General features: G+C 72.2%; 22 protein-coding genes. 12 read left to right on the forward strand and 10 right to left on the reverse strand.

Translation table 11 applies throughout. The annotated features are described in order from the left end of the window. Window positions 1-11 precede the first annotated feature (11 nt). Window positions 12-980, forward strand: a complete 969-nt coding sequence (locus ACFWTC_RS28240) for a YgfZ/GcvT domain-containing protein (RefSeq protein WP_383918304.1) — start codon at window positions 12-14, stop codon at window positions 978-980. 40 nt (window positions 981-1,020) lie between these two features. Here the strand turns inward: ACFWTC_RS28240 and dtd are convergent, their stop codons facing one another. Then, complete coding sequence (gene dtd / locus ACFWTC_RS28245; protein WP_328299532.1) at window positions 1,021-1,446, reverse strand: D-aminoacyl-tRNA deacylase; 426 nt, start codon at window positions 1,444-1,446, stop codon at window positions 1,021-1,023. Between the two features lie 136 nt (window positions 1,447-1,582). Between dtd and ACFWTC_RS28250 the strand changes: the two genes are divergently transcribed. The 6 genes from ACFWTC_RS28250 to ACFWTC_RS28275 all read left to right on the forward strand — a co-directional run bounded on the left by ACFWTC_RS28250 (window position 1,583) and on the right by ACFWTC_RS28275 (window position 6,224). Continuing rightward, window positions 1,583-2,158 carry an AmfC protein gene (locus ACFWTC_RS28250; protein WP_383918307.1) on the forward strand — a complete coding sequence of 192 codons (576 nt, stop codon included), beginning with the start codon at window positions 1,583-1,585 and terminating at the stop codon, window positions 2,156-2,158. Between the two features lie 134 nt (window positions 2,159-2,292). Then, window positions 2,293-3,537, forward strand: a complete 1,245-nt coding sequence (locus ACFWTC_RS28255; RefSeq protein ID WP_384029029.1) for a GNAT family N-acetyltransferase — start codon at window positions 2,293-2,295, stop codon at window positions 3,535-3,537. 86 nt (window positions 3,538-3,623) lie between these two features. Beyond that, complete coding sequence (locus tag ACFWTC_RS28260) at window positions 3,624-4,418, forward strand: putative protein N(5)-glutamine methyltransferase (protein WP_383918313.1); 795 nt, start codon at window positions 3,624-3,626, stop codon at window positions 4,416-4,418. A gap of 285 nt (window positions 4,419-4,703) precedes the next feature. Further along, window positions 4,704-5,111 carry a helix-turn-helix domain-containing protein gene (locus ACFWTC_RS28265; RefSeq protein WP_383918337.1) on the forward strand — a complete coding sequence of 136 codons (408 nt, stop codon included), beginning with the start codon at window positions 4,704-4,706 and terminating at the stop codon, window positions 5,109-5,111. Between the two features lie 35 nt (window positions 5,112-5,146). Next, window positions 5,147-5,749, forward strand: a complete 603-nt coding sequence (locus tag ACFWTC_RS28270) for a hypothetical protein (protein WP_383918340.1) — start codon at window positions 5,147-5,149, stop codon at window positions 5,747-5,749. 133 nt (window positions 5,750-5,882) lie between these two features. Beyond that, window positions 5,883-6,224: a DUF2516 family protein gene (locus tag ACFWTC_RS28275; protein WP_383918416.1), complete on the forward strand. Its 342-nt coding sequence runs from the start codon at window positions 5,883-5,885 to the stop codon at window positions 6,222-6,224. Window positions 6,225-6,287: 63 nt separating this feature from the next. Here ACFWTC_RS28275 and ACFWTC_RS28280 read toward each other — a convergent pair whose 3' ends face one another. From ACFWTC_RS28280 to ACFWTC_RS28290, 3 genes are all read right to left on the reverse strand, one after another. Then, window positions 6,288-7,595, reverse strand: coding sequence for a PP2C family protein-serine/threonine phosphatase (locus ACFWTC_RS28280; protein WP_383918343.1), 1,308 nt, complete (start codon window positions 7,593-7,595; stop codon window positions 6,288-6,290). 563 nt (window positions 7,596-8,158) lie between these two features. Next, window positions 8,159-9,208, reverse strand: coding sequence for an NlpC/P60 family protein (locus ACFWTC_RS28285; protein WP_384029031.1), 1,050 nt, complete (start codon window positions 9,206-9,208; stop codon window positions 8,159-8,161). 411 nt (window positions 9,209-9,619) lie between these two features. Continuing rightward, window positions 9,620-10,345: a class I SAM-dependent methyltransferase gene (locus ACFWTC_RS28290; RefSeq protein ID WP_383918419.1), complete on the reverse strand. Its 726-nt coding sequence runs from the start codon at window positions 10,343-10,345 to the stop codon at window positions 9,620-9,622. A 401-nt stretch (window positions 10,346-10,746) separates the two neighbouring features. On the opposite strand from ACFWTC_RS28290, the gene mshA reads away from it, so the two are divergent. Continuing rightward, window positions 10,747-12,129, forward strand: a complete 1,383-nt coding sequence (gene mshA, locus ACFWTC_RS28295; protein WP_383918349.1) for a D-inositol-3-phosphate glycosyltransferase — start codon at window positions 10,747-10,749, stop codon at window positions 12,127-12,129. Then, a complete protein-coding gene (locus tag ACFWTC_RS28300; protein WP_383918351.1) occupies window positions 12,122-12,607 on the forward strand; it encodes a YbjN domain-containing protein in 486 nt (161 codons plus the stop codon). Before mshA ends, ACFWTC_RS28300 begins: the two co-directional genes overlap by 8 nt. Before the next feature lie 24 nt (window positions 12,608-12,631). Here ACFWTC_RS28300 and ACFWTC_RS28305 read toward each other — a convergent pair whose 3' ends face one another. Continuing rightward, complete coding sequence (locus ACFWTC_RS28305) at window positions 12,632-14,023, reverse strand: MDR family MFS transporter (protein WP_383918354.1); 1,392 nt, start codon at window positions 14,021-14,023, stop codon at window positions 12,632-12,634. A 151-nt stretch (window positions 14,024-14,174) separates the two neighbouring features. Between ACFWTC_RS28305 and ACFWTC_RS28310 the strand changes: the two genes are divergently transcribed. Beyond that, window positions 14,175-14,936 carry a phosphoglyceromutase gene (locus ACFWTC_RS28310; RefSeq protein WP_383918357.1) on the forward strand — a complete coding sequence of 254 codons (762 nt, stop codon included), beginning with the start codon at window positions 14,175-14,177 and terminating at the stop codon, window positions 14,934-14,936. A 78-nt stretch (window positions 14,937-15,014) separates the two neighbouring features. On the opposite strand, the gene ACFWTC_RS28315 is transcribed toward ACFWTC_RS28310, so the two are convergent. The 5 genes from ACFWTC_RS28315 to ACFWTC_RS28335 all read right to left on the reverse strand — a co-directional run bounded on the left by ACFWTC_RS28315 (window position 15,015) and on the right by ACFWTC_RS28335 (window position 20,311). Then, entirely contained in the window at window positions 15,015-16,250 is a 1,236-nt protein-coding gene (locus ACFWTC_RS28315; protein WP_384029033.1) for a tyrosine-type recombinase/integrase, read from the reverse strand. Window positions 16,251-16,747: 497 nt separating this feature from the next. Then, entirely contained in the window at window positions 16,748-16,984 is a 237-nt protein-coding gene (locus ACFWTC_RS28320; protein ID WP_384029035.1) for a helix-turn-helix transcriptional regulator, read from the reverse strand. A 251-nt stretch (window positions 16,985-17,235) separates the two neighbouring features. Then, complete coding sequence (locus tag ACFWTC_RS28325; protein WP_384029037.1) at window positions 17,236-18,855, reverse strand: ATP-binding protein; 1,620 nt, start codon at window positions 18,853-18,855, stop codon at window positions 17,236-17,238. Next, window positions 18,852-19,490, reverse strand: a complete 639-nt coding sequence (locus ACFWTC_RS28330; RefSeq protein ID WP_384029039.1) for an HNH endonuclease — start codon at window positions 19,488-19,490, stop codon at window positions 18,852-18,854. Before ACFWTC_RS28330 ends, ACFWTC_RS28325 begins: the two co-directional genes overlap by 4 nt. Next, window positions 19,487-20,311, reverse strand: a complete 825-nt coding sequence (locus ACFWTC_RS28335; protein ID WP_384029041.1) for a sigma-70 family RNA polymerase sigma factor — start codon at window positions 20,309-20,311, stop codon at window positions 19,487-19,489. The genes ACFWTC_RS28330 and ACFWTC_RS28335 overlap by 4 nt, the downstream gene beginning before the upstream one ends. A 313-nt stretch (window positions 20,312-20,624) precedes the next feature. Here ACFWTC_RS28335 and ACFWTC_RS28340 point away from each other — a divergent pair, with 313 nt between their 5' ends. Both ACFWTC_RS28340 and ACFWTC_RS28345 read left to right on the forward strand, forming a co-directional pair. After that, window positions 20,625-21,383 carry a GntR family transcriptional regulator gene (locus ACFWTC_RS28340; protein WP_384029043.1) on the forward strand — a complete coding sequence of 253 codons (759 nt, stop codon included), beginning with the start codon at window positions 20,625-20,627 and terminating at the stop codon, window positions 21,381-21,383. Beyond that, window positions 21,380-21,988, forward strand: a complete 609-nt coding sequence (locus ACFWTC_RS28345; protein ID WP_384029045.1) for an AAA family ATPase — start codon at window positions 21,380-21,382, stop codon at window positions 21,986-21,988. The genes ACFWTC_RS28340 and ACFWTC_RS28345 overlap by 4 nt, the downstream gene beginning before the upstream one ends. Window positions 21,989-22,184 lie beyond the last annotated feature (196 nt).

Below are 22,184 nucleotides of genomic sequence, written 5' to 3' on the forward strand. Positions count from 1 at the left end.
CGCTTGGTCCCATGACCAGCAGCCCCTTGCTCCACCTCCCCGGCGCCGTGCAGGCCGAAGGCCGCGACGAGGGCGTCGCCGCCCACTACGGCGAGCTGTTCGGCGAACAGCGGACCCTCGCCGACGGCCGCGGCTTCGTCGACCTCTCCCACCGCGGTGTCGTCACCGTGACCGGGGCCGAGCGCCTCAGCTGGCTGCACCTGCTGCTCACCCAGCACCTCACCGAGCTGCCGGCCGGCCAGGCCACCGAGGCCCTGATCCTCTCCGCCAACGGCCACATCGAGCACGCGCTCTACCTCGTCGACGACGGCGAGACCACGTGGGCACACGTGGAGCCCGGCACCCAGACGGAGCTGATCGCCTACCTGGAGTCCATGAAGTTCTTCTACCGGGTGGAAGTCGCCGACCGCACCGAGGAGTTCGCGGTCGTACACCTGCCCGCCGGCTCCATCGCCGAGGTCGCCAAGGAGCACGCCGTACGCGAGACCGCCCACGGCCGCGACGTCTTCCTGCCCCGCGCCGAGCTGGAGTCCTTCGCCCTCTCCCACGGCCCGGCCGCCGGACTCCTCGCCTACGAGGCCCTGCGCGTCGAGGCGCACCGGCCGCGGCTCGGTCTGGAGACCGACCACCGCACCATCCCGCACGAGCTGGGGTGGATCGGCACGGCCGTGCACCTCCAGAAGGGCTGCTACCGCGGCCAGGAGACGGTCGCCCGCGTCCACAACCTGGGGAAGCCCCCGCGCCGCCTGGTCTTCCTGCACCTGGACGGCTCCGAGGTGCTGCTCCCGGCGCACGGCGCGCCGGTCCGGCTCGCCGCCGACGGCGAGGAGGGCCGCCAGCTCGGCTTCGTGACCACCTCGGTGCGCCACCACGAGCTCGGCCCCATCGCCCTCGCGCTGGTCAAGCGGAACGTGCCGGTGGACGCGCCGCTGCTGGTGGGCGGCACGGCCGCCGCGCAGGAGGTCGTCGTAGCGCCGTAGCGCCGTCGCGTCGTCGCGCCCGGGTGACGCCGCCGCCGCGCTAGATGTCGATGACGATGGTGAACGGGCCGTGGTTGGTGAGCGAGACCCGCATGTCCGCGCCGAAGCGGCCCGTCTCCACCGTCGCGCCCAGCGCCCGCAGCTGCGCCACGACCTCGTCCACCAGCGGTTCGGCGACCGGGCCGGGCGCGGCCGCGTTCCAGGTGGGGCGGCGGCCCTTGCGGGCGTCCCCGTAGAGCGTGAACTGGGAGATCACCAGCAGCGGCGCGTCCACGTCGCTGCAGGACTTCTCCGCCTCCAGGATCCGTACGGACCAGAGCTTGCGCGCCAGCAGCGCGGCCTTCTCCGGCGTGTCGTCGTGGGTCACCCCCACCAGCACGCACAGTCCCTCGCCGACGATCTCCCCGACGGTCTCGCCGGCCACGACGACGCTCGCGCCGTCCACCCTCTGCACCACTGCTCGCATACCACCTGTGTACCAGGCGTGCACCCGTCCGGGGCCGATCGGGTGGAGTGGGACTGCACCGGGGCCACGGAGAGTGGCACGATGCACGCAGGCGGTGCCTGTGCGCCGCACCGGTCGAGGGGACGGACCCGTTCGTATGAATCCTTCTGGTACCTCCGTACCTGCTTCACCCGCTTCCATTTCCGCTGCCGCGGTACGACCGCCCGCGCAGCGCACCGCCGAGAACGCGGTCCCGCCGACGCCGAACACCGCGCTCGGGCTGCCGGAACTGCGCGCGCTGCGCCGCGACGCGCAGCGCGACGAGGCCGATCTGAGCTACGTGCGGCGGCTGTTGCAGGGCCGCATCGACATCCTGCGGGCCGAGCTCGCCCGGCGTACCGACCCCGAGGCGCCGGTGGTGGACCGGCTCTCGGAGATCCTCGCCGACGCCCCCTCCAGCCGCAGCGCCTCCGCCCGGCACGTCACGCTCGGCACCCCGCACGGCGAGGAGTACCGGCTGCTGGCGGCGGAGATGCTTTCCGACGTGGAGCTCTCGGACCTGGGCGCCCGTACCGACGGCGAACTCCACGACGGGCTGGGCCGCCTGGTCCGGTACGAGCAGCAGGTCTCGCGGCGCCGGCACCAGCTCCAGCGCACCGCGGACGACTGCAGCGCCGAGATCACCCGGAGATACCGGGAGGGCGAGGCGCAGGTGGACGACCTGCTGGCGTGAGCGTCCCGCCCGGCCGCCCGGACATCGGGGTCCGCCCGGGCATCCCGGCCCTCCCGGACATCAGGGCCCGCCGGGCATTCCGGCCCCGGAAATTCGGGGGACGCGGGCCGGTGCGCCGATTAGCGTGGTCCGGCATGAGCGCTGACGTCCGGACGATCGCCGCATCCGACCTCCCCGACTGGCTGCGGACCGTGAACACCGGCTTCCTGGAAAGCGCCGGGGTGAGCGACTCCGACGTCGCCCAGCGGGCCCGGCACGGCGACTTGGCGCGCACCCAGGGGGCGTTCGACCCCGACACGGGCCGCTGCGTGGCCACCTTCCGCTCGTTCCCGCAGGAGCTGACCGTGCCCGGCGGCGCGGCCGTCGGCTCCAGCGCGGTCACCAACGTCACCGTGCTGCCCACGCACCGCCGCCGCGGTCTGCTGACCCGCATGATGGCCGCCGAGCTGACCGCCGCCCGGGACCGCGGCGACGTGCTGTCGACACTGATCGCCGCCGAGTACCCGATCTACGGGCGGTACGGGTACGGGCCCGCCGCGTCCGTCTCGGAATGGGAGATCGACGTACCGCGGGCCGGGCTGGACCCCCGCTGGTCGGCGCCCGCCGACGGCGGCCGCATCGACCTGGTGGACGCCGCCGAGGCCCGCCGGACCGGCCCCGGGCTGCACGAGCGGCTGCGGGCGGCCACCCACGGCGCGGTGGACCGCGACGCGCGCTGGTGGAGCCTGGCGACGGGCGCGGAGGAGATGTCGTACCGCCCGTACAAGGAGCAGTTCCACGCCGTGTACCGGACGGCCGCGGGCGAGGTGGCCGGCCTCGCCGTCTACGCCGCCGACGGGCACTGGACGGATGCGAAGCTCCCGAAGAACACCGTGCAGGTCAAGCAGCTGCTCGCGGTCACCGCGGACGCGGAGCGGGCGCTGTGGCACTTCCTGTGCTCCATCGACTGGGTCGCCAAGGTCCGCACCGGCTTCCGGGCGCCCGACGACCTCGTCGCGCAGCTGCTGCCCGACCCGCGGGCGGCCGCGCTGGTGACCACGGCCGACTTCCTGTGGGTGCGGGTGCTGGACGTCGTACGGGCGCTGGGCGCGCGGACGTACGCCGTACCGGGGGTGCTGGTCCTGGAGGTGACGGACGCGGCGGGCCTTGCGGACGGCCGCTACCGGCTGGACGCGGCCAAGGGCGCGTGCGAGCGCACCGGGGATCCGGCGGACCTGCGGCTGGAGGTGTCGGCGCTGGGCTCCCTGTACCTCGGCGACGAGTCCGCGGTGCGCCTGGCCCAGCTCGGTCGGATCGCGGAGGAGCGCCCCGGGGCGGTCGCGCTGGCGGACGCGGTGTTCCGCACCGCGCGGCGGCCGTGGTGCCCGGACGTCTTCTGACCGGGCAGGCTGGAGACGGGGACCGGGACCGGACACCGGACACCGGACACCGAAGACCGGACACCGAAGACCGAGGACTGAGGTACTTGACGCTTTCGACGTCACTTGTGGAACGGCTGCGCGCCGCGGGCTGCGTCTTCGCCGAGGAGGAGGCCGACCTGCTGGTCTCGGCCGCGCGGGACGACGGCCACCTGGCGGGCATGGTGGCCCGCCGGGTCGCGGGCGAACCGCTCGAGCACGTGGTGGGCTGGGCGGAGTTCTGCGGACTGCGCGTGGAGGTCGGGGCGGGGGCGTTCGTACCGCGCCGGCGCACCGAGTTCCTGGTGCGGGAGGCGGTGGCGCTGGCCCGGCCCGGCGCCGTGGTGCTGGACCTGTGCTGCGGGGTGGGCGCCCTGGGCGCGGCGGTCGCGGCGTGGGTGCCGGGCGGGGTGGAGCTGCACGCGGCGGACATCGACCCGGCGGCGCTGGCGTACGCGCGGCGCAACGTGGCCCCGTACGGCGGGACGGTGTGGGAGGGCGACCTGTACGGGCCGCTGCCCGCGTCGCTGCGGGGCCGGGTGGACGTCCTGGTGGTGAACGCCCCGTACGTCCCGACGGAGGAGGTGGCGCTGATGCCGGCGGAGGCCCGGGACCACGAACCGCTGGTCTCCCTGGACGGCGGCGCGGACGGCCTGGACGTCCACCGCCGGGTCGCGGCGGGAGCCCTGCCCTGGCTGGCCCCCGGCGGACACCTCCTGATCGAGACGAGCGCCCGCCAGTCCCCGCGGACGGCCGCGGCCCTGTCCTCGGCGGGCCTGGAGGTCCGCACGGCGACGTCGGAGGAGCTGTACGCGACGGTGGCCATCGCCCAAGCCCCGGGGCGGCCGTCTCCCGACGCCTGAGGACCGTCAGCCGCCTGGACCGTTCAGGACGGGGCGAACTCCGGTGAGCCGGCGATGCGGTAGCCGAGCTGCGCGCGGGTCGGTGGCGCCCAGGTGGGCGGCGAACTTGGAGATGTGGGCGCGGCAGGTGCGTACGGACGCGCCCGGCCGCGCGCGGCGGCGCCACCGCTGCTGTTCTCGGACATATCGTTCACCACGGCGGGCCCCGTGCCCCGTCCCGCCCCGGGTGCTAGATGTTGCAAGCGGCTGCTTGCAATAGTTAGCAAGCTCGGGCAGGATCGGGGCATGGCATCGCTCAACGTCGGAAACCTCGGCGAATACCTCCGCGAGCAGCGTCGGCAGGCCCAGCTCTCGCTGCGGCAGCTGTCCGAGGCCGCGGGCGTGTCGAATCCGTACCTGAGCCAGATCGAGCGCGGGCTGCGCAAGCCCTCCGCGGACATCCTCCAGCAGCTCGCCAAGGCGCTGCGGATCTCCGCGGAGACGCTGTACGTGCAGGCCGGGATCCTGGACGAGCGGGACCCGGACGAGGTGGAGACGCGGGCCGTCATCCTCGCCGACCCGTCCATCAACGAGCGGCAGAAGCAGGTGCTGCTCCAGATCTACGAGTCCTTCCGCAAGGAGAACGCGCTCGACACGGCCGGTACGGCCGCTGCGGCCGGGGCGCCCGACGCGTCCGCCGACGAGATGCCGTAGAAGACGAACCGACATGGATCCGGGAGGACCCGCACATGGCCATCGCCGATGACCTGAAGAAGACCCTCACCGACCCCACCCCGCTCTACTTCGCCGCCGGCACGGCCGACCTGGCCGTGCAGCAGGCCAAGAAGGTGCCGGGGCTCATCGAGCAGCTGCGCGCCGAGGCCCCCGCGCGCATCGAGGCGGTCAAGAACACCGACCCGAAGGCCGTGCAGGAGAAGGCCCGGGGCGCGGCCAAGGAGGCGCAGGAGGCGGTCTCCGCGAAGGTCGCCGAGGTGTTCGGCGCGATCGACCCGAAGAAGTTCGGCGAGACCGCCCAGGACCTGGCGCTGCGCGGTGTCGGTGTGGCCGCCGAGTACGCGGTGCGCGCCAAGGAGACGTACGACAAGGTCGCCGAGCACGGCGAGCAGGCCGTCCGGACCTGGCGCGGCGAGGTCTCCGACGAGATCGTCGACATCGCCGTGGCCGTCGAGCCCGCGCCGGAGGCCGCGTCCGGGACCGCCGTCACCGAGACGGTCGTCACCGAGCCGGTCGCCGCCGGGGTGGCCGCCGGCGGGGAGAAGCCCGCCGCGAAGAAGCCCGCGGCGCGCAAGAGCACCGCGAAGAAGACCGCCGCCCAGGGCGACGCGAGCTGAACCGCACGACACGTGGCGGGCCGGGCACTTTGACGGGTGTCCGGCCCGTTGTGCTCTCCATGGAGGAACCACTGCCGGTAGCGTGGAGGCAGACGTCGTCCGGCGTGCGGAGCGGGAGAAAGCGGTCATCGCGATGTGGTTGATGGACGGGTTCGATCAAGGTGTGGTCCCGTTGCTGGGACTGGCCATGCTGGTGCTCGCCGTCGTGGCCTTCGTCATGGCGCTGGTGGCCCGTGAGGACGCCTATCGCGCCGCGGAGAAGCAGAGCAAGACCTTCTGGATGGTCCTCCTCGGCGTCACCGTGCTCGTGGACTTCTTCCTGGGCATGCTGTTCCTGCAGATCGCGGGACTGGTCGCGACCATCGTCTTCTTCGTCGACGTGCGCCCGGCCCTCAAGCAGGTCTCGGGCGGAGGCCGGCGCCGGGGCGGCAGCAGCAGCGACGGGCCGTACGGGCCCTACAACGGCGGCCGCTGACGCAAGGCGCTGACACGGGCCGCTGACGCGTGGCGGCGACGCGGGCCGGCCGGGCCGGTCGGCTCAGCCGCCGGCGCGGGACAGCAGGACCACGGCCACGTCGTCCGTGAGTTCGCCGCCGTTGAGGCGCCGGGCCTCGGTGACGGAGGCCTCCAGCAGGGCTTCGCCGGTCAGGCCGTCGTCCAGGTGCCGGTTGATCATCTCGACCATGCCGTCCTGGCCGAGGCGTTCCCGGCCCTCGCCGATCCGGCCCTCGATGAGGCCGTCGGTGTACAGCATCAGGCTCCAGGCGCCGCCGAGCTCGACCTGGCGGCGCGGCCAGCGGGCCCGGGGCAGCAGGCCGAGCGCCGGCCCGCTGTTCTCGTACGGGAGCAGCCGGGCGGGGCGGCCCGGCCGGGATATCAGCGGCGCCGGGTGGCCGGCGAGGCACAGGCCCGCGCGGCGGCCGTCCGGGGCGATGTCCACGGTGCACAGCGTCGCGAAGATCTCGTCGCAGGGGCGTTCGACCTCCAGGACCTTCTGGAGGGTGGCGAGCAGGTCGTCGCCGCACAGGCCGGCCAGGGTCAGTGCCCGCCAGGCGATCCGCAGCTCGACGCCGAGGGCGGCTTCGTCGGGGCCGTGGCCGCAGACGTCGCCGATCATGGCGTGGACGGTGCCGTCGGGGGTGCGGACGGTGTCGTAGAAGTCGCCGCCGAGGAGCGCCCGGCTGCGGCCGGGGCGGTAGCGGGCGGCGAAGCGGAGGTCGGAGCCCTCCAGCAGGGGGTTGGGGAGCAGGCCGCGCTCCAGGCGGGCGTTCTCCTGGGCGCGCAGTTTCGATTCTGCGAGCTTGTACTGGGCGATGTCTGCCCGTTTTCTCTCCACGGCGTACCGGATGGCGCGGCTCAGCAGCCGGCCGTCCAGCTCGTCCCGGAAGAGGAAGTCCTGGGCGCCGACGCGTACGGCTTCGGCCGCCCGCTCGGCGTCGGTCTCGGAGGTGAGGACGATGACGGCGTGGTGGGGCGCGAGTCCGAGGACCTGGCGGAGCGCGGCCAGGTCGTCGTCGGCGGAGCCCGGTGCGGGCAGCGACAGGTCCAGCAGGATGCAGTGCACGTCGGGGGTGAGCAGGCGCGCGGCCTCGGTGAGGTTGCGGGCGGTGCGGAGCCGGATGCGGTGGCCGTCGGCGTCGAGGACCTCGGGGACGGTGAGGCCGCCCGCGGGGTCGTCCTGGATGACCAGGAGGGTCAGCGGGGTGACCGGCGGGGCCGTCAGCGGGACCACCGGTGCGGTGACCAGCGTGGTGGGTGCGGCTGCAGGCCGTGCGGCGGTGTGCAGAACGGCCTGACCGCTCTCCGCGGCCGGGGTGTCCCTCTGCCGCGGTACGGGTACGGGCATCGTCTCCGGTTCCTTCCCTCCCCCCGAGGGTGCGCTCGTCCGGCAGACCCTAGCGGTCCGGGACCGGGGAGCGGAATGCCGGTCCCGGCCGGGACCTCCGTCATATGCCGTTATCGCGGGGGAAAATCGGCCTCACTGGATGACCAATGTCACGGCGGCCCGGGGTCCGTCCCGTGAAGCGAGACGCCGCGGACGGCGGGTTGGTTGCCTCGGCGGCCGATCCCACCTCCCCGTATGCCCGTTCCCGTGGCCGCGGCGTGCGATCCGGGCTGATCCGACGGCGCCGCGGCGAGGACGCGGCCGCCTCGAACGGGGGCTGTGTCCTTTGCCACGGGGGCGGGAGCCGCCGGAATCGCCGGGCGGCCGGAGCTGCCGGGCGGCCGGAGTGACCGGCGCCACCGCGCTCCGGAACCGCCGGGTGGCCGGAACCGCCGGTACCCGGGACCGCCGGGTGGCCGGAGCGCCGGGGTACCCGGAACCCCCGGGCGCCGGAACCCCCGGGTGGCCGAGACGACCGCCCGGCCGGCCCGGCCACCCGGCATCCCGGCGTCGCGGGGCAGCGCCTACGCGTCGGGGCGGACGACCGCCTTGATCGGCATCGAGCCCGCCCCCGCCATCGTCACGTGCCGGCCCGGCCGCGGGGCGTGGACCATCGCGCCGTCGCCGACGTACATCCCGATGTGGCTCGCGTCGTCGAAGTAGATGATCAGGTCGCCCGGCCGCATGTCCTTGAGCGCGACCTTCGGCAGCAGCCGCAGCTGCTCCTGAGAGGTGCGCGGGATGCCCTTGCCCGCCGCCAGCCACGCCTTGGAGGTCAGGCCGGAGCAGTCGAACGAGTCCGGGCCGACCGCGCCCCAGATGTACGGCTTGCCGATCTGGGCGGTGGCGAACTGGACCGCCCGCTTCCCCGCATCCGTCGCCGTGCCCTTGACGTCCTTCATCGCGCCCGTGGACAGCCACGCCGTCTGCGCCTTGTACTGGGCTTCCTGCTCCAGCTGGATCAGCCGGGCCTTCTCCTCGGCCTCCAGCTTGTTCTCCAGCTCCTCCGCTGCCCTGATCTTCTCCTCGACCCGCTTCTTCGCGGTCTCCTGCTTGACGCGGTTGGCCTCCAGCGTCACCCAGTGCGCCGCCGCGTCCGTCGCGTACTGCCGCAAGTCGGCCTGCGTACGGTCGAGTTCGGACAGGAGGTCGGAAGCGGCCTTCTCGCCCTGCCGCAGCCGGCCCGCGCCGTCGAGGTACTGGCTCGGGTTCTCGCTGAGCGCCAGCTCCGCGCCCGCCGGCAGGCCGCCCGAGCGGTACTGGGCGCGGGCGGCGGCGCCCGCACGGCCCTTCAGGGCGGTGATGCGGTTCTGCCCGGCGACGACGAGGTTGGCGATCTCGACGATCTTCTCGGACTGGGCGTTGGTCTCGGACTCGGCCAGGTTGAAGGCGTCCGTGGCGCTGCCGGCCTGGCGGTACAGCTCCTCTATCTCCTTGCGCACCTGCTCCAGGGACTTGGTACCGGGCTGGGGAGTCGGCGCCGCCGGGGCGGCGGGTGCGGCCGGCGCCGCGGGAGCCGCCGGCGCCGCGTGCGCCACCCCTGCCGCGAGACCGGGGGCCGTCACTATCGCCATCGCACAGAGCATGACGAGTGTGTTTGCGCCGCGCCGTCGCCTTACGGCCACCATGGTCCCCCCAGGCACCCGAGTCGGATCCCGTATCAGATCTGACTATTCATCAGTAACTTTTCACTGCCTTCGGGATGGTGCCACGAGTCGGTGAATTCCAACACCCTTGTGGATAACCGCCGGACCCGCCCGTCCGACGCAACGACACGGGAAAGCCACAGGAAAGCCATAGGAACGCCGCGAGCACGGCAGGAGCAGGGCAGGAGCACGGCCGCAGCACGGCAAGAGCACGGCCGCAGCACCGCCGAGCGGCCCTCGAGCCCACCGCCCGCCGAATTCCCCGCCCCTGACGGCTCAACGGGCCGCCCGCGCTCCCGGTTCCCCGTCCGTCCCACCTCACCCCAGGGGGGCGCAACCTCACGCCAGGGGCCGCAACGCCTCCCAGCGCACCGTCAGTTCCCCCTGCCGCCAGCGCCCCGGCCCGTCCGCCAGCGGCCAGTCCGCCGCCAGGGCCCGCGCCGTCCGGATCCAGCGCTGCCGCGCCCCGTACGAGGCGTACGGGGCCGCCGCCGCCCACGCCCGGTCGAAGTCGCGGAGGAACGCGTGCACCGGCTCGCCCGGCACGTTCCGGTGGATCAGCGCCTTCGGCAGCCGCTCCGCCAGGTCCGAGGGGCGCTCCAGGGAGCCCAGCCGGGTCGCGAACGTCACCGTGCGCGCCCCCTCCGGACCCAGCGCGACCCACACGTGCCGCCGCCCGATCTCGTCGCAGGTCCCCTCCACCAGCAGCCCGTCCGGCGCCAGCCGCCCGCACAGCCGCGCCCATACCTGCGCGACCTGGTCCTCGTCGTACTGGCGCAGCACGTTCGCCGCGCGGATCAGCATGGGGCGCTCCCCGCCGTCCAGCGGCACCTCGAAGCCGCCGTGCCGGAAGCCGAGGCCCTCCCGCTCGTACGGCTTCGCCGCCGCGACCCGCGCCGGTTCGATCTCGATGCCGACCACGCGCACGCGCGGCGCCGCCTCCCGCAGCCGCGCCATCAGCTCCACCGCCGTCCAGGGCGCGGCCCCGTACCCGAGGTCGACGGCGACCGGCGCCCCGGCGCGCCGCAGCGCTGCTCCGTGCGTCGCGGCGATCCAGCGGTCCATCCGGCGCAACCGGTTCGGGTTGGTCGTCCCGCGCGTCACCGCGCCCACCGGGCGGCCCGGGCGCTCGGAGCGGACCGGGCGGTCGGAGCGGTCGGATCGGCCCGCGGAAGGGGGCGGGGTGGTGCGGGAGGTCATGGGCCGAGCGTAAGCGGAGCGCACGCGCAGGATAAAAATCCGGCAAACCGAAGCGGAAAGTCCCCGCTCCCCGGAATGCGGGGGACGGCCGTTCGGGTTGCACTCGGTGCAGGGCGCCGACCGCGCTCCTGCCGTCATGCCGTCCGAGCCCTGCGGTCATGCCGTCCAGCGTCGACACAGCGCGGTGCCAACGCCGAGAGCGCGCCCCGGGGCGCTCCCGCCGCGCCGTCCGTCCGAGCATCGTCAGAGCGAGAGGAACTGCTCCCTTGAGCCAGTACGTGTCCCGTCTCGGCGGCAGCATCAGCGGCCGCCTCGCCGCCGCGCGCGCCACCCGCCACGAGCCCCCGCGGCTGCGCCTGCCGGCCGTGGGCCACCACCGCAAGCCGCGCCGCGTGGCCATGCTCAGCGTGCACACCTCGCCGCTGCACCAGCCCGGCACCGGCGACGCCGGCGGGATGAACGTGTACATCGTCGAGCTGGCCAAGCGCCTCGCCGCGATCAACATAGAGGTCGAGATCTTCACCCGGGCCACCACCGGCGGCCTCCCGCCCGTCGTCGACCTCGCGCCCGGCGTGCTGGTGCGCCACGTCGACGCGGGCCCGTACGAAGGCCTCGCCAAGGAGGAGCTCCCGGCCCAGCTGTGCGCCTTCACCCACGGCGTCATGCAGGCCTGGGCCGGGCACCGCCCCGGCTACTACGATCTCGTCCACTCCCACTACTGGCTCTCCGGCCACGTCGGCTGGCTCGCCGCCGAGCGGTGGGGCGTCCCGCTCGTCCACGCCATGCACACCATGGCCAAGGTCAAGAACGCGGCGCTGGCCGAGGGCGACACGCCCGAGCCCGCCGCCCGCGTCATCGGCGAGACCCAGATCGTCGCCGCCGCCGACCGCCTCATCGCGAACACCGCCGAGGAGGCCGACGAGCTCGTACGCCACTACGAGGCGGACCCCGGCAAGGTGGCCGTCGTCCACCCCGGCGTGAACCTCGACCGCTTCACCGTCGGCGACGGCCGGGCCGCCGCCCGCGCCCGCCTCGGGCTGCCGCAGGACGCCGTAATACCCCTGTTCGCCGGCCGCATCCAGCCGCTGAAGGCCCCCGACATCCTGCTGCGGGCCGTCGCCGAGCTCGTCGACCGGGACCCCTCGCTCCGCCGCCGCCTGCACGTCCCCGTCGTCGGCGGGCCCAGCGGCAGCGGCCTCGCCAAGCCGGAGGGCCTGCAGAAGCTCGCCGCCCGGCTGGGCATAGCCGACCTGGTCCACTTCCACCCGCCGGTCGGGCAGGACCAGCTCGCCGACTGGTTCCGCGCCGCGTCCGTGCTGGTCATGCCCTCGTACAGCGAGTCCTTCGGGCTCGTCGCCATCGAGGCGCAGGCGGCCGGCACCCCGGTCCTGGCCGCCGCGGTCGGCGGGCTGCCCGTCGCCGTCAACGACGGGGTCACGGGCATCCTCGTCCCCGGGCACGACCCGGTGGACTACGCCCGGCAGCTGCGCCGCTTCGTGGACGAGCCCGGGCTCGCCGACCGGATGGGTGCGGAGGCCGCGCGGCACGCGCAGTTCTTCGGCTGGGACACGGCCGCGAGCGGCACGGCGGACGTCTACACCGCGGCCATGCATGATCATCGCCGTCGCGTACGCTCCCACCATGGCTGACACCGCCGCGATCGTCGAGAGCACGCTGACCGAGGCCGGACTGTCGTGGGAGAGCCCGTCACCGGGCTCGTACGTCGTCCAGCTCCCCGGCACCCGCAAGCTGAGCACCACCTGCTCGCTCCGGATCGGCCGGCACTCGCTGTCGGTCAACGCCTTCGTGATCCGTCACCCCGACGAGAACGAGCCGGCGGTCCACCGCTGGCTGCTGGAGCGCAACCTCAAGCTCTACGGGCTCGGGTACGCGGTCGACCGCCTCGGCGACATCTACCTGACGGGCCGGCTCCCCCTCTCCGTGGTCACCCCGGAGGAGCTGGACCGCCTGCTGGGCACGGTGCTGGAGGGGGCGGACGGTGCCTTCAACACCCTGCTGGAGCTGGGTTTCGCCAGCGCCATCCGCCGCGAGTACGACTGGCGCGTCTCGCGCGGCGAGCCCACCCACAACCTCGACGCGTTCAAGCACCTGACCCGCCCGTCGTAACGCCGGGCCCCCGGTACCGCGGTCCTACGCGGAGGAGGGCGCGGGCGACACGGCCGGCCCGGGCAGCGGCAGCCCGGCGGGGTCGTCGGATCCGGATCGGGATCCGGATCGGGATCCGGGAGCGGACTCCGCGGGGGGCTCCTCAGGGGCGGAGTCCTCGGCAGCGGACTCCTCGGCAGCGGACTCCTCGGTGGCGGGCCCGCCGGCGGCGGGCACGGCCGGAAGGTTCCGCATCAGCACCCAGTACCCGAGCCCCGCCACCGTCCCCAGGACCGCCGTCGTACCCCACAGCCACTCCGCGCCGAACCGGTCGATGACCCAGCCCGCCAGCAGCGGTGCGACCAGCGAGGCCACCGCCCACGACATCGTGTACATGCCCTGGTAGCGGCCGCGCCCGTGCAGCGGGGAGAGCCGTACGACCAGGCCCATCTGCGTCGGCGAGTTGATGATCTCGGCGAGCGTCCAGACGCAGACGGTCAGCGCGATGACCCCCAGGGAACCGCCGAAGGCGGTGAGCCCGAACCCGTACCCCGCGAGCAGCGCCGAGAGCACCAGCAGCCTCTGCGGGTCGCGGTGCTCGATGAAGCGGGTGACCGGGATCTGCAACAGCACGATCAGCACGCCGTTCACGGCGATGACCAGGCCGTAGTCCCCGGTGGAGAAGCCGGCCGCGCCCATGGCCAGCGGCAGCCCGAACGACCCCTGCATGAAGATCAGCGAGATCAGGAACGACAGCCCGACGACCCCCATGAAGCGTCCGTCGCGCAGCACCGTGCCCAGCCCGATCGCCGCGTCCGCGGCCGCCGCGGCGGCGCTCTTGTCGGGCCGGGACTCGGGGAGCTTGACGTACACGAGCACCGCGCACACCAGCGTCAGCACCGCCTCGCCCAGGAAGCCGGCGAGGTAGCTGTACTCGGCGACGAAGCCGGCCGCCGTGGCGGAGACGGCGAAGCCGAGGTTGATGGCCCAGTAGTTGAGCGCGAAGGCCCGTACCCGGTCCTCGGGCCGCACGATGTCGGCCATCATCGCCTGCACGGCGGGCCGCGAGGCGTTCGAGGTCATGCCGACCAGCAGCGCCACGGCTGCGATCGCCGCCGGGTGCTCCATGAAGCCGAGCAGCGCCACCGACAGGGCCGTCGACGCCTGCGCCGCCATCAGCGTGGGCCGGCGCCCCAGCCGGTCGGTCATCACGCCCGCGACCAGCGAGGAGATCACGCCGCCGAGGCCGTGGAGGGCGACCACGAGTCCCGCGAAGGAGGCCGAGTAGCCCCGGTCCATCGTCAGGTACAAGGTCATGAATGTGGCGACGAAGGCCCCGAGCCTGTTCACCAGGGTGCTCGTCCACAGCCACCAGAACTCGCGCGGCAGCCCTGACACGCTCTCCCGGGCCGCCCGTCTCAGACTGGCAACGGACATAGAGAATCCCCCCGGTAATGTAAGCGTCTCTCCTACTCCGGGCACATTACGAGCGGGGGCCGGTCGGCGCCAGTGAATTGACGCGCCGCGTCAATCGACGGGGCTGAGCACCGCGCGCGGGGCGCCCGGCGCGTCCATTAGGCTCGTACGCATGGCCGACGCACCGTACAAGCTGATCCTCCTCCGTCACGGCGAGAGCGAGTGGAACGCGAAGAACCTGTTCACCGGCTGGGTGGACGTCAATCTCAACGAGAAGGGCGAGAAGGAGGCGGTCCGCGGCGGTGAGCTGCTCAAGGACGCCGGCCTGCTCCCCGACGTCGTGCACACCTCGCTCCAGAAGCGCGCGATCCGCACCGCGCAGATGGCGCTTGAGGCAGCCGACCGCCACTGGATCCCGGTCCACCGCTCCTGGCGCCTGAACGAGCGTCACTACGGCGCCCTCCAGGGCAAGGACAAGGCCCAGACCCTCGCCGAGTTCGGCGAGGAGCAGTTCATGCTGTGGCGCCGCTCGTACGACACCCCGCCGCCGGCCCTCGAGGACGGCACGGAGTACTCGCAGTCCGAGGACCCGCGCTACGCGACGATCCCGCCGGAGCTGCGCCCCAAGACGGAGTGCCTGAAGGACGTCGTCGTCCGCATGCTCCCGTACTGGTACGACGGCATCGTCCCGGACCTGCTCGCCGGCCGCACGGTCTTGGTCGCCGCGCACGGCAACTCCCTGCGCGCGCTGGTCAAGCACCTGGACGGCGTCTCCGACGAGGACATCGCCGGCCTGAACATCCCGACCGGCATCCCGCTCGCCTACGAGCTGGACGCCGAGTTCAAGCCCCTCAAGCCGGGAGGCACCTACCTCGACCCGGCTGCCGCGGCGGCGGCGATCGAGGCGGTCAAGAACCAGGGCAAGAAGAAGTAGGTAAAGCGATCATGCCCCTGACCTGCGCACACGGCGCAGATCAGGGGCATTCGTTTGCCCTGGGCCCGCTGTGGGCCCTCAGCGTGGGGGACCGTCCGGCCGTAGAGCCCTGCCGAGAGCCTCGCGAGCGCGGTCCCGGCTGCTCGGCATCAGGTGGGCGTAGACCTTCAGGGTGAGCCCCGGATCCGAGTGCCCCAGGTACTCGCTCACGGCCTTGATGCTCTCTCCCACGTCCAGCAGCACGGACGCGTAGAAGTGCCTCAGCGCGTGCATGCCGTGCTCCCGCGCAGCGGCGTGTTCACGGCTCTTAGCCGCCGGGATGACGCCGACCTTGGCGAGCGCGGGCTTCCAGTGGTCCTCGTTCACCGACGTGCGCCACAGGTGCCCGCCCTGCGGGCCGGTGAAGATCAGGCGCTTCGTGACGGGCGGGCCGCCGGCGCGCATCCACGGCAGCGTGATCTCCACGGGCGGGAACAGCTTCATGTGCGCCTTGAGCGCGTCCGCCACGGGGTCCGGCAGCGGCACGTCGCGCAGCTTGCCGCCCTTCGGCGGGGCGAACACGGGGACGCTCAGGCTCTGCTTGAGCTGTTGGACGACGTGGAGCGTGCCGTTGGCGAAGTCGAGTTCCTCGACGGACAGCCCCAGGATCTCGCCCTGCCGCAGCCCGCAGCCAGCGCCCACATCCACCATGGGCTGGAACCGCTCGACGAGGGCGCCCCGCACGGCGAAGACCCGTTCCGGCTGCCAGGGGACCACGCGTCGTGCGCCCATCTCCGGGAGCGCGACTGTGCGCGAGTTGCAGGGGTTCCGGGGCAGGCAGCCGTCCTCGACGGCCGCGCTGAGGACGGCACGCACGTTGGAGAAGATGACGCGGGCGTACGAGCCGGACATCCCGGAGGCTTCGAGCTGGGTCACGAACTCGCGGATATGGCTCGGCTGGAAGGAGCCCAGCGGCCGGTCCCCGATGCGGGGGAAGGCGTGCAGCTTGAGCTGAGACGTCATCGACGCGCGGGTGTTCGGGTCACCGCTCTGGCTCGCCAGCCACTTCTCCGCGAACTCCTTGAAGGATGTCCGGGTCGCGTTCGGGTCGATGTACTGGCCGCGCGCGACGTCGGCGCTGATGGTGCTGAGCCACTGCTCGGCGAGGCGCTTCTGCCCGTCCTCGAAGGACTTGGACTTCCGCTTTCCGTCGGGGGCGAAGTAGCGCGCCCTGTAGCGCATGCCGGTGCCGTGGCGCTCGGTCTTCACTCGGGTGGTCTTGCCGTTGCCGTCGGTCTCGGTCCTGAACCAACGGTCTTGGATGCTGCCGGCCATGTCGAGGGGTTCCTTCGAGTAGGTGGATCGGGTCGTGGCTGGTGCTCAGGGAGGCCGGACGGGGGTGACCGGCGGGCTCTCTGCGGGGGTTCTGGGGCTGGTTGGCGGGGTGCCTCCCTGCCTCCCTGAAGGGCTGTCTGCGCAGTTCAGGTGGAGGGAGGCGGTCCAGGGAGGCGGTCAGGGAGTTCTCCCTGCCTCCCTGGTGCTTCCCTGGGTTTTCGAGGGGTGGGGGCGGGACCCCTTTACCGGCGCTACCCGGCTGGTCAGGGGCCGCTACCGCCCCCTCTACCGGGGTAGAGGGGTGGCTCTACCGGTGGCGCCCTCTCGGACGCTGTGACGGGGAGCTACTGCCTACTGCCCACCGGCTAGTGCCTACTGCCTACTGCCTACAGGCCTGTTCAGGGGCGGTGGGGTGGCTGCCGAAGGGGTTCTACTGCCTACTGCCCACCGGGCAGTAGGCAGTAGGCAGTAGCTCTGCGTGGAGGATGTCGAGGTCGTCAGGCAGCGTCGCGGGTGGCCTGTTCGTGGATCCAGGCCTGGACGGCGGCGGGGTCGTAGCGGATGTGTCGGCCGACGCGGAATCCGGGCGGGCCGGTGCGCTTCTTGCGCCAGCCGTAGATGGTCTCGATGGGGACGACGAGCATGGAGGCGAGGCCTTCGGGGGTCAGGTACCGGTCGGGGAGTCCGGCGCGGAGGATCGCGCGGGGGTCGGTGTCCGGGCTGTTGGCAGGCATGGGCGGGGTGACTCCTCGTGTCCGTGGCAGGGGTGCTGAGGGTCGGTGCGGTCGCGGTCCTAGAGAGTTGCTGTATCGCAGCGTCCATAGCGCCCCAGCGTCCGCAGGCTCTCTATCCGTGCAGGTTGGGCGCGGTTTGCTGTGTGGACGCTGGTGTGGACGCTGCGGACGCCGGCGGGGGCTAGCGTCCGCAGGGGCTGACGTGCCCGGGCCGCTGGTGCGCGGCCCGGTCCGGTGGTGATCCGGCGGTGTCAATGCTGTTCAGGGATGGTGCGGCCTTGTCCGAGTGATGCCACGTCGGGCCAGAGCGGGTCTTGCGGGGGTGTGGACGCTGCGGGTGGGGCGGGGTCGATCTGGGAGAGGACGAGTAGGCGGTGGCGGTGCCGGTCCTGGCTACGTTGCGTGTCGTCCACGGCCACCCCGATGGACCGCAGGAGCGGGGCGAGCCGTTTGATGCGCCCGCTGGCCCGGGTGGCGTCCTTGGGCCAGCCCTGCGGCCGGAACCCTCCGGGGAGCGGGAGTTGCTCCAGGAGCTGGGCGGCGGTGCCGCTCCAGGTCCCGCACTCCTCCACGAGGGTGGCCACGGCTGTGCCGAAGGGGTCGCCTTCGAGTGCGTCTCCGGCGACGTTGGCTGAGGTGGCGAGGTAGGAGTCGAGGGTGTGCCACTCCTGGACCTGGTCGACGGCGGCGAGGACGCGGGCGAAGTCGGCCATGCGGGGCATGGAGTCCAACTTGATGCCGGGCAGGACGGCGAGGACGGCCGCCAGGAGATCGAACAGGGCGCCCAGGACGGCGGGGCGGACTGCCTCGAAGGCGGCGTCGAGTTCCTCTTCGGTGCGGCGCTGGTCCTCTTCGATGAGCTGCAGGTCCAGCATGAGGAGCCGCTCTGCGAGGTCCCCGGCCAGGGCTCCGGCGTCGATGGTGGTCATGGCGAGGACCCGCCGGAAGGAGAGCACGACCACGTCGTCGTCGGTGTAGAGCGCGCGGTCCACGATCCCGTCGCCGGTCACGGCCTTGCACAGGGTGTCGGACAGCCAGGGCGGGATGGTGCTGATGTTGTCCAGGCACAGGGCCCAGGAGTTGAAGGCCTGAGCCGACCACGCCTTGACGTCCCGGGGCTGGCTCCGCTTGCTCGCGGGGGAAGGGGCGATGAGGTTGACGACCATCTGAGCCGTCTTCGACTTCCCCGTGCCCTGCTCGCCCTTGAAGGTGATCACCGGGTGCGGGATGTAGGGGATCCAGGCCGCGATGAGCCAGCCGACGAGCTGGTGGAAGGTGGGCGCGTCCATGTTCAGCAGGGCGTGGAGCTTGGCCAGGCCGTCGCCGTCCAGGACCGGGGCGGGCATGGGCGCCATGGCGCCGGATCGGCGGAACAGGATCGGGGAGCGGTCCACGATGTGCCAGCCGCCGGCCGACACGGTCACCGCCCGGCCGTCCGCGCTGCCCAGGTCAACGACGATGCCGTTCGGGCCGCCTCCCACCCGCAGGTCCACAGGCGCGGGGTCGTCCTTCTCGGCGACTCCCTCCAAGACCATCATGGCGTCCGCCAGCGCGGACTGTGAGGCCACATCGCCGTCGTAGGTGTCGGCGTACTTGCGGGCGAGACGCTGACGCAGTCCGGCCCGGCCACGCAGGGGGAGCGCGATGTTCGGCCCGTCGATCGCGACCGCGTACGGGCGGCCGTCGGTCGAGGTGACGAACGTGTACCCCTCACGGGCCAGAGCGACGAGCCTGGACGCGGCCGAAGGCTTCTTCCCCTCCCCAGCTCCCCGGTCGGGCGGGGTCGATCGGTTGGCCTTCTGCGGGCCGGTCGGGGGCTGAGGATCGGTGGTCTTGGCGTGGCCGTTCACGGTGTTCACCGTGGTGTTCACGCAGACTCCTTTCGCGGGGTGTGGGCGGGGCCGTGGGGGTCGGAGCACAGTCGGGTGCGGGTCGATCGATCGGCTCGTGACCTGGGGTGGACGGCCGTGCGGGGGTGCTCGTGAACACGGTGAACGCGCTGGTGAACACCCGACCGTCCACCCGACTCGAAGGCCGTCCGGTCGGCCGACTGCCGGGCCAGAGCCAGCCGCGCCAGGACCCGCAAAAAGCCCAGCGTGAACAGCGTGGTCGACCGGTGAACACCGACCCGATCCACCCGACTTCCACCCGACTCGACCAGCGGACTCTCCCCATCCGACGGGGTCGACTGGTCGAGGGTGGAAGTCGGGTGGACGCCGGGGTGGACGGCCGGGGCGTCCACCCCGTCCACCGACCCGATCAGCAGCAGAGCGATCAGCAGGGGGAAGCGGTCGGCCTTGGCGTGATTGCACGGCGGGCAGGCCAGCACGAGGTGGCCGGCCGACCACGTCCGTAGCACCGACACCGGCACGACGTGATCAAGCGTCGCCTCCCGCAGCGAGGCGAACGGGCGCGCGCAGTAGGCGCACCGCTGCCCGTCGCGGCGGGCCAGCTGTTCCTTGCGTTGCCGTCGGCGTGCGGAGTTGAGCGGCTGCCGGTTCCTCATGCCGCCCGCTCCATGTCCTCGGCACCCAGAGCGCGCAGCACGGGGGCGCACACGGTCGCTCCCATGACCCGCTCCCGGCTGACCCCCAGCTTCTTGGCGATGTCCCGCGTGGGCACCTCTTCGCTCAGGAGCAGCGCACCCCGGGCAACGTCGTCCAGTCGCAGGAGAACCTCCCGCTGCGCCGCGCTCCGTGCCGCCAGCGCGCGCTGCTCCCACTCCGGCAGCGACTCCACGGCCACCGGGGAGCAGGTCAGCTCGGGGTTGTCGATCTGGAGCAGCAGGATCGCCGTTTTCGCCAGCCGGTCAGCAGTGGACGCGCTGCATCCCAGCCGCTCGCCCATCGCCGTGTGGGGCATGCCGTCCAGCTTCAGCAGCAGCGCTTCCCGCTCTCGCTCCGGAAGCGCGGCCACCATCCTGGCCAGGTAGTCGGGCAGGTCAACCCAGGCGCACTGGTTGGGCAGCAGCGGGCACAGCGTGTTGCACGTGGCGGGCTCCGTCCAGTCCACCACCGTCTCCGAAGACCGCATCAGCGCGAAGTGCTCCGCAATCTCGCGCTTCACCCGGACGAACAGGACCTTGCGGATCTCCGTCTCGGACCACTCCGGGTGCCCCAGCACATCCGTCGCTCCGCTGCGGGCCACCCGCACCCACATGGACTGAACGACGTCCTCTGCCAGTGCCCAAGCCTCGCCGTTCCCCATCCGGGTACCGCACAGCCGGGAGTAGGCGAACCGCACCAAACGGTCCCCGTAGGCATCGAACAACACCCCGAGCCGTTCGGACTGCTCGGCCGTCAGCGGAATGATCTCGCCGTTCTCCAAGCGTCGCCCCCCGGGGCCGCTGCCCGTGGCAGTTCCAGAGATCCGACTCCTACGCTTTACGACAGTTCCAGGCATGATGGATCCACCCCTTCAAGGGTCGGGGAGCGGCTGACTGCTTGGCGGTAGGGAGCCGCTCCCTGCTTCGCCCTGGGCCTCTGGCCAGGGATTTTGCATCCAACAGCACCCCATGACAGGGCCTTGCGGCCTCCGATCGGATCGATCGGCAGGCACATCCCTAAGGTTCCCTAGGGCACCCTAGGGTGTCAAGCGGTACGCTAGGGAAGTAGCCGATTGAGACAGGGGAGTTGACGGGATGCCGGACCAGGCCGACAACCGGGCGCCGTACGCGCAGATCGCCGCCCACTACACGGAGCTGATCGCATCGGGGCAGCTCCAGCCGGGCGAACTGCTGCCGAGCATCAAGAACCTCGCGCAGGAGTGGAGCGTCAGCTCGGCGACCGCCGAGAAGGCGCTGAGGAAGCTGCGCAGCGACGGGCTCGTCAGGGGCATCCACGGAATCGGCACCGAGGTCTTGGACCGTCCCGCGCCGATGTCCTCAGGCTCTCAGCGCCAGGACCGGGGACGCCACAGCGGGTCGAGCTGGGGGGCCGGAGAACGGTCCGACTCCCACGAAGCATCGGTGGTGTCGGCGCCGGCGGACGTCGCTCAGGCGCTGGACATCAAGCCCGGCTCGGAGGTGATCCGGCGGCGCCGTGTCTATCGCGACCGGCACGGCATCGTCGCCCACTCGACCTCATGGATCCCTGCTCAGTTCGGGAAGGCGATTCCGCAGCTTGCGATGAGCGAGCGGCTGACCGGCGGAACGTCGCTCCAGCTCATCGCGCAGATCACCGGCAAGCCGATCACCCACCGGATTGACACCGTGGCGGCGCGGCTGCTGACGTCGGAGGACGCGGAACTTCTGGAGCTGGACAGCGCCAAGCCCCCGCGTGAGCCGGTAGTCGTGATGATGGCCAAGTTCGTCAACAGCACGGGCGACGTCGTGGAGTACGGAGTCGACCTCGGCAGCCCGGGACGGACCTGGCAGACGGAATCGGAAGTCACCCAGTGACGGCCGCCGACGGGGCGGTCCGGCCGCTCTGCGTGCTGATGGCTGGACTGCCGGGCTCAGGGAAGACCACCCTGTCCCGCGCGCTGACGGACCGCGGCTTCGTCAGGCTCTGCCCTGATGAGGAGATGTTCCGTCGGCACGGCGTGTACGGCGTGGATTTCCCCCGAGGCACCTTCCCGACCCTTGAGCGCCCGATCCTCGAAGAGATCTCGGTAGAGCTTCAGGCGCACCTCCGCGCCGGGGACAACGTGGTGGTCGACCACGGCTTCTGGACCCCGGATGACCGCGCTCGGTGGCACGGTGCTGCGACGGATGCCGGCGCTGCCTCGGTGCTGGTGTACCTGGAGGCAAGTCACGAGGAGCTCTGGGAGCGCGTGAGTAGGCGGAACGCAAGGCACGAAGCGGATCCGAACTCGATCTACTTCTCCGAGAGCGATCTGACCCGCTACCGCGCGCGCTTCGTGCCGCCGCAGCCAGACGAGCCCCACCTCGTCTATCGGGGAGACACTGGCCCCTTGTTGAAGGCGCTGGAAGAGGCTGCGCAGGGCGACCTCGCCAACCCGCGGACGCTGGGACAGGAGAAACCTGGTTTCCTGCCCGGCTAGCGCGTTGTGATGAGCCCCGAAGCCCCGATTTCCGGTCGGATGCCGGGGTTTCGCCTATCCCTTGCTAGTCGCTAGTTCCCAGGCCAGAGGCCCTCCAAGTTGCTAGTGCCGCGTCAGGCAACGTTTGCCCTGTCGACGACGGCGCGTAGGCGCCGGTCGTCGGCGTGGCGGTTTCGCCAGATGACGTAGCGGCGGA

This window comes from Streptomyces sp. NPDC058619 (assembly GCF_042717785.1).
In the GTDB taxonomy this organism is placed as follows: Bacteria; Actinomycetota; Actinomycetes; order Streptomycetales; family Streptomycetaceae; genus Streptomyces.

Bases quoted from the DNA above. Each gene is read 5' to 3' on its own strand.
- ACFWTC_RS28240 (WP_383918304.1), top strand. From the start codon at position 12: ATGACCAGCAGCCCCTTGCTCCACCTCCCCGGCGCCGTGCAGGCCGAA.
- dtd (WP_328299532.1), bottom strand. From the start codon at position 1,446: ATGCGAGCAGTGGTGCAGAGGGTGGACGGCGCGAGCGTCGTCGTGGCC.
- ACFWTC_RS28250 (WP_383918307.1), top strand. From the start codon at position 1,583: ATGAATCCTTCTGGTACCTCCGTACCTGCTTCACCCGCTTCCATTTCC.
- ACFWTC_RS28255 (WP_384029029.1), top strand. From the start codon at position 2,293: ATGAGCGCTGACGTCCGGACGATCGCCGCATCCGACCTCCCCGACTGG.
- ACFWTC_RS28265 (WP_383918337.1), top strand. From the start codon at position 4,704: ATGGCATCGCTCAACGTCGGAAACCTCGGCGAATACCTCCGCGAGCAG.
- ACFWTC_RS28270 (WP_383918340.1), top strand. From the start codon at position 5,147: ATGGCCATCGCCGATGACCTGAAGAAGACCCTCACCGACCCCACCCCG.
- ACFWTC_RS28275 (WP_383918416.1), top strand. From the start codon at position 5,883: ATGTGGTTGATGGACGGGTTCGATCAAGGTGTGGTCCCGTTGCTGGGA.
- ACFWTC_RS28280 (WP_383918343.1), bottom strand. From the start codon at position 7,595: ATGCCCGTACCCGTACCGCGGCAGAGGGACACCCCGGCCGCGGAGAGC.
- ACFWTC_RS28285 (WP_384029031.1), bottom strand. From the start codon at position 9,208: ATGGCGATAGTGACGGCCCCCGGTCTCGCGGCAGGGGTGGCGCACGCG.
- ACFWTC_RS28290 (WP_383918419.1), bottom strand. From the start codon at position 10,345: ATGGACCGCTGGATCGCCGCGACGCACGGAGCAGCGCTGCGGCGCGCC.
- ACFWTC_RS28300 (WP_383918351.1), top strand. From the start codon at position 12,122: ATGGCTGACACCGCCGCGATCGTCGAGAGCACGCTGACCGAGGCCGGA.
- ACFWTC_RS28305 (WP_383918354.1), bottom strand. From the start codon at position 14,023: ATGTCCGTTGCCAGTCTGAGACGGGCGGCCCGGGAGAGCGTGTCAGGG.
- ACFWTC_RS28310 (WP_383918357.1), top strand. From the start codon at position 14,175: ATGGCCGACGCACCGTACAAGCTGATCCTCCTCCGTCACGGCGAGAGC.
- ACFWTC_RS28315 (WP_384029033.1), bottom strand. From the start codon at position 16,250: ATGGCCGGCAGCATCCAAGACCGTTGGTTCAGGACCGAGACCGACGGC.
- ACFWTC_RS28320 (WP_384029035.1), bottom strand. From the start codon at position 16,984: ATGCCTGCCAACAGCCCGGACACCGACCCCCGCGCGATCCTCCGCGCC.
- ACFWTC_RS28330 (WP_384029039.1), bottom strand. From the start codon at position 19,490: ATGAGGAACCGGCAGCCGCTCAACTCCGCACGCCGACGGCAACGCAAG.
- ACFWTC_RS28340 (WP_384029043.1), top strand. From the start codon at position 20,625: ATGCCGGACCAGGCCGACAACCGGGCGCCGTACGCGCAGATCGCCGCC.